Here is a 12,575-nt window from a genome sequence, read left to right as displayed (position 1 = left end):
CTCCGGCTACCGAGCTACGCCGACTCGTCTAGATACCCGAGTACGCCACGGACGTTCATCTTCGCCTCGGCGCGTGCCTTGTGGTCGCTCCAAGCGTCCGCCAGCTCCGTCGCCTCCGCGACGTACTCGAGGACGGCCTCGTCGTCTTCCAGTTGCGCGCGTTTCGCCTCGACGGTCTCGACCCACTCCGAGAGTACGGTCGCGTACTCCTCGAGGGCGTCCTCTAGGTCCTCGCCGACGTATCGCGGTCCGAAGTGTGTATAGAGGAGAACGTCGGGATCGATCCTTTTCATCGTCGCTACGTCCTCGAGACACTGCTCGAGGTCGAAGTCAGAAGGCGGCGAAGTCTCGACGATCTGCTCGCGATCGGGGAGCCAGATCCCAGCGGCGTCGCCGGTGAAGACCGCATCGTTTACGGGGTCCTCGAAGACGACCTGGTGGAACGCGTGTCCCGGCGCCGCGTGGACGCGCAGTTCGTGGTCTCCGAGGTCGATTACGTCGCCGTCCTCGAGTTTGACGATCCGCTCTTCCGGGATCGGCTCCGGTTCGACGTAGTACTGCCACTGTTCGCCGACGGCCGATTTCGTTCCCGCGACCAGTCGTCCGGGATCGGCCAACAGACTCGCACCAGCAGCCGGGATACAGACGTCGGCGTTAGGACACGCCTCCGCGAGAAAGCCCGCACCACCGGCGTGATCGAGATGAATGTGGGTCACGGCGACGACCTCGAGTTCCTCGCGCTCGATGCCGAGTTCGTCGAGCGCCTCGAGTATCCGTTCGTGGTTGGTCCCGATCCCAGTCTCGACGACGGCAGGTCGTTCCGCATCGAGAACGTAGGCGACACCGTAGCCACTCGTGTCGTACATGCCGGTGTCGACGTAGTAGAGGTCCGAACAGTCGCCCGTCGTCACTTCGGTGAGGGTCTCTTCCATGCTCGTTCTGATCCACCGACTGGCGAGGTAAAAGCTCTCATGGTCTTCGATCTTCGGAGATTGCTTTCCACTCGCCGATTCCGGACGGATCGAGATGGACGTGGGCGTCCCCGACGTCCTCTGTCGCTTGCAGATCGTCTACGAGCTCCGACTCGACATCGTGGGCGCGACGGAACGGCATGTCGCCGTCGACCTCGACGTGGACCTCGACCTCGAGGACGGTGCCGTCGTAGAAGACTGTGAGGTCGTGGACGCCTTCGACGGCAGGGTGGGCGCGCAACGTCTCCGTGATCTCCGTTCGCTTCTTGGAGTCGGGTGCTGCGCCGACCAGGTAGTCGAGGTTCTCGCGGCCGATCTCGACGCCCTGGGAGACGACCAGAAGACTGACCAGTCCGCCGGCGATCGGATCGAGCAGTGGGTGGCCGAGCAACACGCCGACGATCCCGACGGCGGCGGCGATCGTCGTGTAGATGTCGTTCAGGCAGTCGACCGCGAGCGCCTCGAGCGCGGTCGAGCCGAGGTCGGCGTTGACGTACTCGGTGTAGCGGTAGACGAGGTACATGTCGACCATCGCAAACGCAAGCGCCGCGAGCAGGAGGGGGTTCGCCTCGGGTGGATCGAGGACGAGCAGCCCCTGGACGGACTCGTACAGCAGCGACAGTCCGAGCACGGCGAGGACGGCCCCGACAAACAGCGCCGTCAGGGGTTCGATCCGGTCGTGGCCGTGTGGATGTGTGTCGTCTGGTTCGTCGTAGGCACTCTTCCCCCAGACGAGGACGACCACGCTCGAAACGAGATCGGCGACCGAGTGGGCCGCGTCCGCGAGCAAGGCCACGCTGCCGAAAACGAGGCCTGCGGCACCCTCGACGACGATTTTTGCGGCATTCCCGAGGACGTTCACCCACGCTGCCCGCGCGAATCCGGCCCTCTCGTTGTGGTCGACCATACCCTGATTTAGAGCGAGTCTAAACTTGTGTCTTTCCTTCCGTCGACACCCGTTCCACAACCCTCATGCCGGTCCTGTGAGAATCGACCCCTACCACCGGGCGATGGGGCCCGCCCGACCCAACTGCCGCGCTCGCACGAACCCGTGGGCGGCTGACGGTCCCTGTCTACCAGTCAGCTATGGCAACCGATCACCCACTCGTTCGACTCGAGACGCTCGCACTGATCGCTATCGGCGGGTTCGCCGGTTCGAACCTCCGCTTTTTCGCGGTGGAGCTGTTCGCGGCGGTACCAGCGGTGTTGCTCGTCAACGTCCTCGGAAGCTTCGCTCTCGGCTTTCTCGTCTACGAGGCCGAGTACGCCGGTCTCGTCGGGAAACAATCGCGGATCGTCTTCACGACTGGCTTTCTCTCCTCGCTGACGACCTACAGCACGTTCGCAGTCCAGACGGCCACCGCCGCCGACCCCATGCTGGTACTCGCCATCGTCGCTGCCAACTACGGCATCGGCTTTACGGCCGTCATCGCGAGTCGGTCCGTCGCGCGTCGCGTTACCGCCGGCGTGCGATCGTCCCCCGGAGGTGAGACGGCATGAGCGTCGCCGCCCCGCCGCTGCTTGCCGACGCACTCGCGGTCACGCTCGACCCCGAACCCGCACACCTCGTCGGCACCGGCGGCGCCATCGGCGCGCTGTTGCGCCACTGGGTCTACCTGCAGTTCTCGAGCGAGCGGTTCCCGTGGCCGACGCTTGCCGTGAACGTGATCGGTAGTTTCGTCTTCGGACTGGCGATCTTCGCCGGCGCGGACGAGTCGACAATCCAACTGCTCGGTATCGGTGCGTGTGGCTCGTTCACCACGTTCTCGTCGTTCTCGGTCGAAACCGTCCAGTTGTACGAACGCGGAGAGCAACTGCGTGCGGTCGGCAACGCCGCCGCGAACCTGCTCGTCTCGCTCACGGCGATCGGACTCGCGTGGGCGGTCGTCGCCGTCGTCTGAGTCGGGTTACTGTAGTTAGTTCCCGCCGATCGCCGACCCCGTCTGGCGAGCAACTGCAAACAGCAATCGGTCTCACCCGGACTACTGTACCGATGTCCCGGCGCGACCGCAGGCGGGCTCGCGGGCCCGCCGGAACTGACGGACAGCAAACCGTATCATACGGTTTACTGTAAGTCATTTTCGGCACAACTGCGACCCGGGCGGCGGTTGCGCCGGTAAATCGTTACAGTAACCCGTATCAGTCCCTCGCAAGTCGATCCCTGCCCGTCTCGGACGAGTCGCCGACCTGCATAAGAGCCCCGACCTCCTCGGCGATCGTCTCTACTTGTTCGGACTGCCGATCGTTCGCCTCGTCGATCGCGTCAGCCCGATCCGACACTGCCCGTGCCTGCTCGAGTGCGCTGTCGATCATGCTCGCAACCTCTTCGGTGCTTGCAGCCTGATCGTCGGTCGCTGCGGCGACTTCGCCAGTCCCGTCGCTCGCTTCTTCGACCGTCTCGCGGATCTGCTGTAGTCCAGCGACGGTCTCGGAAACGTCTCCGACGGCGTCCGCTACGGCGTCGTTGGCCTGCTCGAGACTCTCGACGGTCGTTCGGGTGTCTTCCTGAATACGACCAATTCGACGCTCGATGTTCGACGCTTCCTGCTGTGACTCTTCGGCGAGGGACTTGACCTCGTCGGCGACGACCGCGAAGCCATCACCCTCGCTGCCAGCGTGTGCGGCTTCGATCGACGCGTTCAGCGCGAGCAGGTTCGTCTGGTCGGCGATGTCGTTGATCACCTCGACGATCTCGTCGATCCGGTCGACGCTTTCCCGTAGCGCCTGCACGTCGTCGGTGACGTTTTCGGTCGCGTCTTCGACCTGCTCCATCTCCTCGATCGCGTTCTCGGCGGTCCCGGCTGCGTCGGTCGCAACCTGTTCGGCTTTCTCGGTCGTCGCGCTAACCTCCTCCGCGGTAGAGGCAATCTCCTCGACAGTCGCCGAGAGGTCCGACACCTCGCCGGCCGTCTCTGCTATCGAACTGGTCTGTTCGTCCGTGAGTTGCTGGATCTCTGTCGACTGACCGGCGACGGAGTCGGTCGTCTCCCGCAGGTCTTCGACGGACTCCCTGACGCGTTCGGCGACCTGTCGTTTCTCCTCGATAGCCTCCACGCTCTTGCTGTAGGAGTGGAGGTAGGTGTCGTTGACGACCTGCATGTCGAGATTCGTCCCGCGAACGACTGCCGCCATATCGGAAAATCCGTCGTCGATCGCCTCGAGAACAGCCTCTTCGGTCCGTTCTCCTCCGTCCTCTTCGAGAGCAGCTTTCACCTGGCGCTTCGTGGCGTCGCGGATCTCCTCCAAGAAGATCGTGTTGAGGTTCGCGAACATCCCGCCGAAATAATAACGCGGCATCTCGAGTCGGTCGTGGAGTCGCCCGATCCGCGTCCGGTGGGCGAAGTACCGGCGATCGTAGCTGCCACCGGTCAGCGTCTGCAGGTAGCCGGAGACGATCTGTCCGAGCTGTTGTTCGGTCCGTGGCGACCGATCGACGATCTCTCGAGTCCGTTCGTAGCCCGTGAGCGGCTCGAGAAACGCATCGACGAGGTCGTCGTGACGCGCGTCGACGACGTCGTTCAGGCTCTCGAGTCGTCGCTCGTCCTCGGCGGTGAAATCGACGAACTCCTTTCGCCACCGAACGTTTTCCGCTGTCAATCCGATTTCGTCTGCCAGTTCTGTGGCGGTGTACTCAGTCCCGATCGACTCCCCATCCGCGAGGGACTCCCCTGGTTCGGGTGCCTGCATATGCACTGTCACTCGAATACAACGAATAAGTGTGGTGGCCAGTTCCACACTGCAGAAACGTTCCGAGCGACTGGCTCTCGTCCCGTCGCTTCTGGCGTCCTCGAGTTCGAGTGTCTGGTGACCCCTGCTCTTTGCCGTTCGAACCGAAAACCGAGAGTGTGGCTTATACTGCCGGACAGAACGACGTGACGATCGGTCGCTCTGCTGGGGCCGTCACCGGTGGCGACGGCCGCGAATCCGCGACCGACTTCGTGTTGATTTCTGTCCGACAGTATTACAGGAGCTCCGCGAGCAAGATTGCGGCCAGTCCGAAGTAAATCAACAACGCGGTGACGTCTTTGACGGTCGTGATTAGCGGGTCCGAGGCCGCAGCTGGGTCGAAGCCCAACTTGTTCATAAGCCAGGGGATCACGTATCCGACGACCGACGCGACTACACAGACCGCGACGAGACCGACGAAGACAACCGTCGCCAGTTCGAACGCGTACGGTTCGTCGATTTGCCAGACGTACGCGGCCACAGCGCCGATGGCACCGATGATCAGTCCGATCAGGAGCCCGATCAGTCCTTCGCGGGCGAAGTGACGCACCGCGTTGCGGTCGTCGATCTGACCGAGTGCCAGCCCACGGACGAAGATCGTCGACGCCTGCGTGCCGACGTTCCCGCCCATGTCCATAATCACCGGGACGAAAAACGCCAGTGCAACGACGCCCTCGAGGGTCTCTTCGTGGTGTTCGATCACGCCGCCGGCGAGCAGGCCGCCCGCGAGCGCGACGATGAGCCACGGGAGTCGCAGCCGGAGGATACGCGGAATCGAGGACTCGAGGATCGCCGAACTCCGGGATTTCTCGACGTCGGCAAAGGAGAAACCAGCCGACTTCAGAATGTCCTCGGTGGCTTCTTCTTCGACGACCTCGATCATATCGTCGGTCCGGAGGACACCGACGAGGACGCCGTCGTCGTCGACGACGGGCATCGCGGGGAAATCACGTTCGACGATCTCGTCGGCGGCGTACTCGGGGTCTGCGTCGCCATCGATCGTCACGAGGTCGGTGACCATGTGCTCTTCGACGACGTCGTCTTCAGGCGCGTTGAGCAGTTCCCGCAGCGACATGACGCCGACGAGCCGGTCCGAGTTATCGGTGACGTACAGGTAGTAAACAGTCGTTTCCTCCGCTGTCGGGTCGAATTCACGAAACTTCTCGATGGCAGGACCGACGAACGTGTCCTGGGTCACGGCGACGTACTCGTCGTCGGTAATCTCGGCGGCGCGATCCGCGTGGAACTCGAGGTCGCGGCCGCTAGCAGCCCCCATAGACTTCACCCCGTACGTGTGAGCGGATGACGCCCATGAAACCCCCGTCGAGACGGTCGAAGAGTCGTTTTCCGAGCGTAGAAAGGCGTTCGCGAACACGCTCGGTGATCGCTACGTCGAACGAGAGACGACTGCTGTGGTTGGTGTCCAGCATACAGTCGCACTTTTTAGACCGGCCTCATCAAGATTTTCTTTTGTTACTACCACTGGGTGTAGCTGGAATTAGGCGTAAGTCCCCTTCCTCAAGGAGCGAAACCGCGTCAGCGGTGAGCGAGTAGGGTGGGGTAGTTCACCAACACAGCGGTTGTTTCGGAGTGGCCGTTTCGGGGGAACAGTAGTTCCGGCATTCCCACACGTTTAACAAGGCACTGAGTGATAAACGGATATGAGCGTTCGGCGCGACTTCTGGTCGATCTATCGCGAGGCACTTCCGGTCCTGCTGATCGCACTCGGTGGTGGACTGTTCGCCGGGTTAGTACTCGAAGACATTCTCGAGAGCGTCGAGCGGTTTCCCGGGTTGCTCGTGATGGTTCCGGTCTTTCTGGCGACGCGAGGGAACGTCTACGGCGCACTCGGCGGCCGCATCTCGAGTGGTCTTCACCAGGGGCTGCTCGAGCCGCGATTCGAGCGCAACGAACGACTCGTCAACGCCGTTCTCGCCTCGTTTATCAACGGAATCGGGATCTCGATCGTCATCGGCGTCGTCACCTGGCTGGCGCTGCTGGTGCTTGGATGGGAAGCCGCGGCGCTGTACGAACTCGTCGGTATCATGTTGATCGCCGGAGTGTTGACGTCCGTCGTGATGATCGCCGGGTTGCTCCTGGTGATTTTTTTCTTCTACCGATTCGGTCTCGATCCGGACAACCTCGTCGGGCCGATCGTCACGACCCTCGGGGACATTTTCGGAATGGCGTTTCTGTGGTTTTCGATCCTGCTCGTGGGGGCGATTCTATGAGCGGTCGGACAGCGGTCGGGGAGGTGACTGCCTGATGGTCGCCCCACAGGGCTCGCTTGGCACGTGGGACTGGAAATCGATCGTCGGCAACATGTTCCCGTTGCTGATCGTCCTCTCTGTCATCGTCCTCTGGGCCGGGATCACCCTCGAGGGTGCCGAAGAGATGCTAGAGCAGTACGCAATCCTCGCGGTGATGGTGCCGACGATGGTCGACATGGGCGGCAACCTCGGTGCGATCCTCTCTTCGCGGCTCTCGACGCGGTTTCACCTGGGAACGACGGAACTCGACCCGACCGACAGGGTGCTGTGGGCGAACGTCGGTGCGATCCTCGCACTCGCAGCGACGATCTTCACCGCGCTTGCAATCGGTGCCTACGCGCTGGGGATCGTCATCGGTTCGCCGCTGCCGCTGTCGACACTCCTTGTGATCTCGCTGGTCAGCGGGATGTCCGTCGCCGCCATCGCGATCGTCTTCAGTTTCGCGGCGACCTACGGCTCGTATCGCATGGGGATCGACCCCGACGACACGACGATTCCGATCGTCACTAACGTCGTCGACGTCTTCGGGATGGTCATCTTCATCGGCGTCTCCGCGTTCGTGCTCGGGTTCTGACCGAACAGAATCGGCGACAGACACCTGTCATACTGCCGTCTGACGCAGTCTCAGGTATCGAGTGTCTGACTGACGTTCAAGTACTTCGGTGTTGCCGTCGTCGGTATGCCAGTCGAGACGGCCTCCGACCGCATCCGACCGTTCCGCGACTCCTGCCAGCAGGTGATCGAGCGATGACGATGACGACCGCGGTGACGGTTGCACTGACGCTTTTCGACCTGGTCCGGCCGATGTCGGTTCGAACGCAAGAACGCTCTCGCGACCGACTCCGACTGACCGTCTCGTTCGCGCTCGCGCTGGTGGTCGTGGTCCTCGGAACGGTGCTCTATCTCGAACTCGTCGGGTTGCTCCTGGAGAGTTCCAGGTAACCGATGCGAGACGCCGAAACGTGCCACTAACTATCCCCGTCGTCCTCAGAGAGGAAGATATGCTTCCACCGGTCGCGAACCGCTTCGTCGCGGGCAAAACCGCGGCCGAGGCGATCGATCACGCCCGCCGGCAGGCGAAACTGGGTATCGACCCAATGATCAACCTACTGGGTTCCCACCACGGCGACCGAGCGACCGCCGTCGCCGACGCCGAGGAGTACTGCCTGCTCGTCGAAGACCTCGCCGCGGCCGACCTCGACGGCCAGACTGCGATCTCGGTGAAACCGACACAGCTCGGGCTCGAGTGCGACGAAACGCTCTTTCGAGACCTGCTCGCCGACGTCATCGAGGCGGCTGGCGTCCACGATGTCTTCGTCTGGCTCGATATGGAAGAGCACACGACTGTCGACGCCACGCTCGACGCCTACGAGGAGTTCGCCCGAACGTCAGACGCTCGACTCGGCGTCTGCCTCCAGGCCGACCTCGAGCGCACGCTCGACGATCTCGAGCGACTCGCCGACGTTCCCGGCACACTGCGACTCGTGAAAGGCGGGGCCTACGACCGGCCGACAGGGATCGCGTACACGACCGACCCACAGGTCGATCGCGCCTACCGGCGACTCCTCGAACGGGCGTTCGAGACCGTCGAGGGAACCGTCGCCGTCGCCTCACACGACCCAGCGATGATCGAGTGCGCGATCGACCGCGCCGACGGCACCGACCTCGAACTCCAGTTCCTGATGGGCGTCAGGCCGCGGGCACAGCGGACACTCGCAGCCGAGTGGGACGTCCGGCAGTTCGTTCCCTACGGCACCCGCTGGAAGCGGTGGGCGATAAACCGGGCGAAACGCAACGTCGGGTTCACCGCACGGGCCGTCGCGGAGACGGTCGTTCCCCTTCGCAACGGGGAGACGTTCGAGGAGGAACTCGGCGTGTCGGTGCCCGTCAGCGAGTCAGGACTCGAGTCGACGGGTGAGTGACCGGCCGACGTTCAGCACCGACAGCGCCGGTGCGGGACGCCCGCGTTCGTAGACGAGCAGCGGGATGGTTTCGGCACCGAAGTACTCCTTGAACCGGAAGACGCCGTTGCGAAAGTCCGGCGGCGAGCCACGGAGTTCGTACGTCTCGTACCCCCGATCGATCCCCCACTTGATCGCGTGCTCGTGGAGCAGTTCGGGTGCGTGATACTCGAACTGATCCTCGGTAACGCCCGTAAACAGGTGTTGCAGCGTCGATTGCTCCTCGTCGAGGAGATACATGTACTGGCCGCGGGCTTCGCCGTCGACCTCGAGGGTAAACAGCTTCAGTCGATCCTCAAGTCGGGGGAGTTCCCGGAAGAACGCAGGGGGATGGGTCGGCAGCCCCACGCGGTCGGCGACAGTTGCGTAGTCCTCGTAGAACGCCACGCAGTTGTCCTCGGTGATCTCCTCGCCGACGACCTCGAACCCGTAGTCGTGGCCGCGTCTGATCCCGCGGCGACGCTCGCTGTCCATCTCCGCAAAGAGCGCGTCCCATCCCCGCGTCAGGTCCAGCGTGAACCGACACGAGAGGATCGTCGGCTGGTATCCCTTCGACTCGAGGAAGTGGTTGTAGCGGACGTAGTTCTGATCGTAGACTCGGAGTTCGTTGTAGAGGACGGTGCCCCGACAGACGTCGCCGACGGCGTCTAACAGCATGTCGAGGGCGTCCTCCTCGTCGGTCATGGTGACGGGGCCGCCGTAGCCGGGCCGGATCGAACTCAGCCGCTTCACTCGACCGAGGTCCGTGACGAAGTTCGGAAAGACGGCGACGGGGTTGCCCTTCTTCGAGACCAGCAGGTGGTGGGGCTCGTGGCCGATCCCTTCCTCGACCGCCCGCAGCCACTCGTAGCGGTGATAGACACACCCCAGTTCGGACTGTTCGACCACGTTGTTCCACTGGTTCCGGTTTGCCTCCGCGACGGAACCCAGCCGTTCTACCTCGAGTGCCATCGTGCCGACCCTTTCAGGTAATTTCCCATAACTACGTTCACACTACCCCTCGTTTGGTGGCTCGTACACGTCGACGACGGGGTGTATTGGTCGCTTACACCTGCCTGTCCCGGCGCGCCCTCTCGTACGTCGACAGCGCGTAGGCCATCCAGGCCTGGCACCACCGCATCAGGGTGAACCGTTTCGTATAGAACCGTCGCTGCTGGTAGTAGAACTGACCGTCACCCGCATACAGCGCGTCGGTCGTCCAGTCGATAATGCGGCGGGCGAACTCGAGGTCGCCGGCCGCGGTGAACGTGATTATCCCCTGGGCAGCCGCGTGAGTGTCTTGGGGGTACGCGCTCGACTCGTCCCAGTTTGGCGCGCCGTCGTCCGCGAACAGTTCCGCCCGGTAGAACGACAGTCCACGGTCGATCGTCGCGTCGAACCGACTCGAGTCCGCAAGTTCTCGGTACCGGAGCAGCGACTCGAGGATGAAGCCGTTGTGGAAGTTGTCCATCGAGAGGTGAGAGGCCGTCGGCGGATCGGTGTACATCCAGCCGCCGGTCGCCGTCTGCTTGCTCGCGACGTAGTCGAGGATCGCCTCGCCTGCCTCGCACCACCGTTGCTCGTCGAAGTGTGCTCCGAGTTCGAGCAGGAGCCGCGCGCCCAGCGCGTTCGCATTGAGGGTATAGGGTGCGCTCGCCTCGTTTTTCCCACCGTTTTCGGCCGTGTAGTTGATCCGGGCACCCTCGTTACACTCGGTGTAGTCGAGGCTCTCGAAGACGAACTCGGTCGTCGTCCGCGCGACCCGAGCGTACTCCGGTTCCTCGAGGACGTCCGCTGCCTGGAGCAGCGCCTGCACCGCGTAGCAGGTCGAGACGACCCCCGACACCTCGCCCGGCGTCGACGCCGTCTCGCTCGAGAGGTCCTGCAGGGGGTGTCTGTGCCCGCCGCCACAGAAGCCGCGACACCAGTCGTTGTCCGCCGCGAGCAACCACTCGACGAGGTTCCGTGCCTCTCGAGCGTACGTTTCCTCGCCGGTCAGGGCGTAGACGTCGAGGTTCGCCATCGCGAACAGCGCCGCGCCCTTGTAGTTGCGCCGTTGCTCGACACTGAAGTACGGACGCAGGTTGACCGGTGCTCGCTTGATTCCCTCCTGGACCGCGAGGTTCAGCAGTTTGCTCTCGAACGGGAGTTTCTGGAGGGAAGCGCTGCTCAGCCCGTCTGCGTAGTCCCAACCGGTGTAGTCTCGCTCGCGTGCGTACGCAAGCGTCTCGCGGCACAGACTGACGATCGGGGCTCTCGAGGTCGATTCGACGTCTCGTGGCTCGGTCGTTTGCGTCGCGGTCATCGTCGGCTCCGTATCGGTTTCGTCGGTTCCGTTACCGTCCGCTCCGTCGTGGATCGCCTTGCGGACTCCGGAAGCCGCTCTACGAGTGACGCTGGCGGCGTCAACCACGCGCCGAGGTCGGTCGGTTCGACGTCCCAGGCCGCACCGCGCGTCGACAGCGTCGAGAGCACCTCTCGGAGCGTCTCACGATCCCTGTTTTTCGCTGCGAACTGCAGTTCCCGGAGCGGGAACACCATCTCGCCGCTCGATTCCGGCGAGCCGATCGGCAATTCGAGATCGAGCTCGAGCCGATCGGCGACCAGCGTCGAGGCGAACCGGTAGCCGAACTCGCTTGCCAGCGCGTAAGACGCCCAGAACTTCGGATTGATCTCCATCAGCACCGGCGTCCCGTCGGCCCGGCGCTTGAACTCGACGAGCGCGATGCCGTGCCAGCCGATCTCCTCGAGCAACTGCCGTGCGGCCGTTGCGACCGCAGCGTCCGGCCCGAGTCGGAGGTGGGTCCCACTGCCGCCGTGACGGGGCACCGACCGGAGTTCTTCGTGGGTCATCGTGAGTTCGACCTCGCCGTCGATACAGAGCAGTCCACAGGCGTGGGTCGAGCCGGTGCCGTCGACGTACTCCTGGACCAGCACGTCGCCGTCCGGCGCAGCGGCCGCGATCCGATCGTAGCCGTCCCAGAACGCGCCCGGTTCGTCGACCGGTGTCGTCGTCACGCCGCCGTTCTCCCAGCGGGCTTTCAGGAAGACCGGAAACGGGAGAACGCCGTCCGGAGTCGGTCGGCCGTCCGCCTCGAGGTCTGCCACGACGTCCGAGTACTCCGCCGGCGTCTCGAGGCCCAGCCGCCGCCCCAGCCGTAACGTCTCCCCTTTGTCCGCCGCGGCGTTGAAGGCCGCTTCAGAGGGAAGACAGAGTGCGACGTCGTCGGGGATCGCCTTCCGGATCGACTGGGTCGCCGCCATCGAGTCGTAGCCCACCGGGAGCACGACGTCGGGCCGATCCCGTTCGATCGTCTCGAGCAGTGCCCGGGGATAGTCCGGATCGTCGGGCGGCGGGAGCACCCGGCCGGCGTCGCAGTACGTCGAGCGCAGCAGTCTGCTGTGTGGGGTCGTCCCGACGCCGACCACCGTCGCCTCGAGATCCTCGCTAAGTTCCGTTGCGATCGCCAGCGCGTTGTCGTAATCGCCGTCGAGCAGGAGGACCGTCGGTGGAGCCGCGTGCATGGGCGGAGCCCCATCCCCCAGTTCAAAAAGTAACTGGTTGGTATCCGGAGACGGCACACTGGTCACCGCGCTTACGATGGCAACCGAGACGCTATCGGTGTCCGTTCGATCCGTAACTCGATCGTACGCGCCAGCGACTCGAG

The 12,575-nt window shown here is 63.6% G+C and carries 14 protein-coding genes; 6 read left to right on the top strand and 8 right to left on the bottom strand.

Annotated features, from left to right (window positions below; all coding sequences use genetic code 11):
• Positions 1-14 precede the first annotated feature (14 nt).
• On the bottom strand, positions 15-932 hold the full coding sequence (locus NATGR_RS05950; RefSeq protein ID WP_005575396.1) for an MBL fold metallo-hydrolase: 918 nt from the start codon (positions 930-932) through the stop codon (positions 15-17).
• A gap of 37 nt (positions 933-969) precedes the next feature.
• A complete protein-coding gene (locus tag NATGR_RS05945; protein ID WP_005575395.1) occupies positions 970-1,878 on the bottom strand; it encodes a cation diffusion facilitator family transporter in 909 nt (302 codons plus the stop codon).
• 179 nt (positions 1,879-2,057) lie between these two features.
• Between NATGR_RS05945 and NATGR_RS05940 the strand changes: the two genes are divergently transcribed.
• Together NATGR_RS05940 and crcB are read left to right on the top strand one after the other, a co-directional pair.
• Entirely contained in the window at positions 2,058-2,471 is a 414-nt protein-coding gene (locus NATGR_RS05940) for a CrcB family protein (RefSeq protein WP_005575393.1), read from the top strand.
• Positions 2,468-2,872, top strand: a complete 405-nt coding sequence (gene crcB, locus NATGR_RS05935; RefSeq protein ID WP_005575392.1) for a fluoride efflux transporter CrcB — start codon at positions 2,468-2,470, stop codon at positions 2,870-2,872. The genes NATGR_RS05940 and crcB overlap by 4 nt, the downstream gene beginning before the upstream one ends.
• Before the next feature lie 238 nt (positions 2,873-3,110).
• Here crcB and NATGR_RS05930 read toward each other — a convergent pair whose 3' ends face one another.
• The 3 genes from NATGR_RS05930 to NATGR_RS19865 all read right to left on the bottom strand — a co-directional run bounded on the left by NATGR_RS05930 (position 3,111) and on the right by NATGR_RS19865 (position 6,127).
• Positions 3,111-4,658 (bottom strand): globin-coupled sensor protein, encoded by a 1,548-nt coding sequence (locus NATGR_RS05930; protein WP_005575391.1) that lies wholly within the window; start codon positions 4,656-4,658, stop codon positions 3,111-3,113.
• A 274-nt stretch (positions 4,659-4,932) separates the two neighbouring features.
• Positions 4,933-5,973: a magnesium transporter gene (gene mgtE / locus NATGR_RS05925; protein WP_005575390.1), complete on the bottom strand. Its 1,041-nt coding sequence runs from the start codon at positions 5,971-5,973 to the stop codon at positions 4,933-4,935.
• Positions 5,960-6,127, bottom strand: coding sequence for a hypothetical protein (locus NATGR_RS19865; protein WP_015233387.1), 168 nt, complete (start codon positions 6,125-6,127; stop codon positions 5,960-5,962). The genes mgtE and NATGR_RS19865 overlap by 14 nt, the downstream gene beginning before the upstream one ends.
• A 231-nt stretch (positions 6,128-6,358) precedes the next feature.
• On the opposite strand from NATGR_RS19865, the gene NATGR_RS05915 reads away from it, so the two are divergent.
• The 4 genes from NATGR_RS05915 (at position 6,359) to NATGR_RS05900 (ending at position 8,889) form a co-directional block, all read left to right on the top strand.
• A complete protein-coding gene (locus NATGR_RS05915; RefSeq protein WP_005575389.1) occupies positions 6,359-6,928 on the top strand; it encodes a magnesium transporter in 570 nt (189 codons plus the stop codon).
• A gap of 34 nt (positions 6,929-6,962) precedes the next feature.
• Positions 6,963-7,541 (top strand): magnesium transporter, encoded by a 579-nt coding sequence (locus tag NATGR_RS05910; protein WP_005575388.1) that lies wholly within the window; start codon positions 6,963-6,965, stop codon positions 7,539-7,541.
• Between the two features lie 173 nt (positions 7,542-7,714).
• Positions 7,715-7,909, top strand: coding sequence for a hypothetical protein (locus tag NATGR_RS05905; protein ID WP_005575387.1), 195 nt, complete (start codon positions 7,715-7,717; stop codon positions 7,907-7,909).
• Between the two features lie 59 nt (positions 7,910-7,968).
• Positions 7,969-8,889: a proline dehydrogenase family protein gene (locus NATGR_RS05900; RefSeq protein ID WP_005575380.1), complete on the top strand. Its 921-nt coding sequence runs from the start codon at positions 7,969-7,971 to the stop codon at positions 8,887-8,889.
• Here the strand turns inward: NATGR_RS05900 and NATGR_RS05895 are convergent.
• The 3 genes from NATGR_RS05895 to NATGR_RS05885 all read right to left on the bottom strand — a co-directional run bounded on the left by NATGR_RS05895 (position 8,863) and on the right by NATGR_RS05885 (position 12,432).
• On the bottom strand, positions 8,863-9,879 hold the full coding sequence (locus NATGR_RS05895; protein ID WP_005575379.1) for a lipid II:glycine glycyltransferase FemX: 1,017 nt from the start codon (positions 9,877-9,879) through the stop codon (positions 8,863-8,865). The two genes, NATGR_RS05900 and NATGR_RS05895, sit on opposite strands and share 27 nt — an antisense overlap.
• Positions 9,880-9,973: 94 nt before the next feature.
• A complete protein-coding gene (locus NATGR_RS05890) occupies positions 9,974-11,212 on the bottom strand; it encodes a prenyltransferase/squalene oxidase repeat-containing protein (RefSeq protein WP_005575378.1) in 1,239 nt (412 codons plus the stop codon).
• The gene (locus NATGR_RS05885) at positions 11,209-12,432 is read right to left on the bottom strand and encodes a carboxylate--amine ligase (RefSeq protein WP_015233386.1); all 1,224 of its coding nucleotides are present in this window, start codon (positions 12,430-12,432) and stop codon (positions 11,209-11,211) included. The genes NATGR_RS05890 and NATGR_RS05885 overlap by 4 nt, the downstream gene beginning before the upstream one ends.
• Between the last annotated feature and the right edge of the window lie 143 nt (positions 12,433-12,575).

The organism is Natronobacterium gregoryi SP2 (assembly GCF_000230715.2).
In the GTDB taxonomy this organism is placed as follows: Archaea; Halobacteriota; Halobacteria; order Halobacteriales; family Natrialbaceae; genus Natronobacterium; species Natronobacterium gregoryi.
The sequence above is the reverse complement of the archived record's forward strand: the minus strand, read 5'-3'. Positions and strand labels throughout refer to the sequence as shown.

Bases quoted from the DNA above. Each gene is read 5' to 3' on its own strand.
- NATGR_RS05950 (WP_005575396.1), bottom strand. From the start codon at position 932: ATGGAAGAGACCCTCACCGAAGTGACGACGGGCGACTGTTCGGACCTC.
- NATGR_RS05945 (WP_005575395.1), bottom strand. From the start codon at position 1,878: ATGGTCGACCACAACGAGAGGGCCGGATTCGCGCGGGCAGCGTGGGTG.
- NATGR_RS05940 (WP_005575393.1), top strand. From the start codon at position 2,058: ATGGCAACCGATCACCCACTCGTTCGACTCGAGACGCTCGCACTGATC.
- crcB (WP_005575392.1), top strand. From the start codon at position 2,468: ATGAGCGTCGCCGCCCCGCCGCTGCTTGCCGACGCACTCGCGGTCACG.
- NATGR_RS05930 (WP_005575391.1), bottom strand. From the start codon at position 4,658: ATGCAGGCACCCGAACCAGGGGAGTCCCTCGCGGATGGGGAGTCGATC.
- mgtE (WP_005575390.1), bottom strand. From the start codon at position 5,973: ATGGGGGCTGCTAGCGGCCGCGACCTCGAGTTCCACGCGGATCGCGCC.
- NATGR_RS19865 (WP_015233387.1), bottom strand. From the start codon at position 6,127: ATGCTGGACACCAACCACAGCAGTCGTCTCTCGTTCGACGTAGCGATC.
- NATGR_RS05915 (WP_005575389.1), top strand. From the start codon at position 6,359: ATGAGCGTTCGGCGCGACTTCTGGTCGATCTATCGCGAGGCACTTCCG.
- NATGR_RS05910 (WP_005575388.1), top strand. From the start codon at position 6,963: ATGGTCGCCCCACAGGGCTCGCTTGGCACGTGGGACTGGAAATCGATC.
- NATGR_RS05905 (WP_005575387.1), top strand. From the start codon at position 7,715: ATGACGATGACGACCGCGGTGACGGTTGCACTGACGCTTTTCGACCTG.
- NATGR_RS05900 (WP_005575380.1), top strand. From the start codon at position 7,969: ATGCTTCCACCGGTCGCGAACCGCTTCGTCGCGGGCAAAACCGCGGCC.
- NATGR_RS05895 (WP_005575379.1), bottom strand. From the start codon at position 9,879: ATGGCACTCGAGGTAGAACGGCTGGGTTCCGTCGCGGAGGCAAACCGG.
- NATGR_RS05890 (WP_005575378.1), bottom strand. From the start codon at position 11,212: ATGACCGCGACGCAAACGACCGAGCCACGAGACGTCGAATCGACCTCG.
- NATGR_RS05885 (WP_015233386.1), bottom strand. From the start codon at position 12,432: ATGCACGCGGCTCCACCGACGGTCCTCCTGCTCGACGGCGATTACGAC.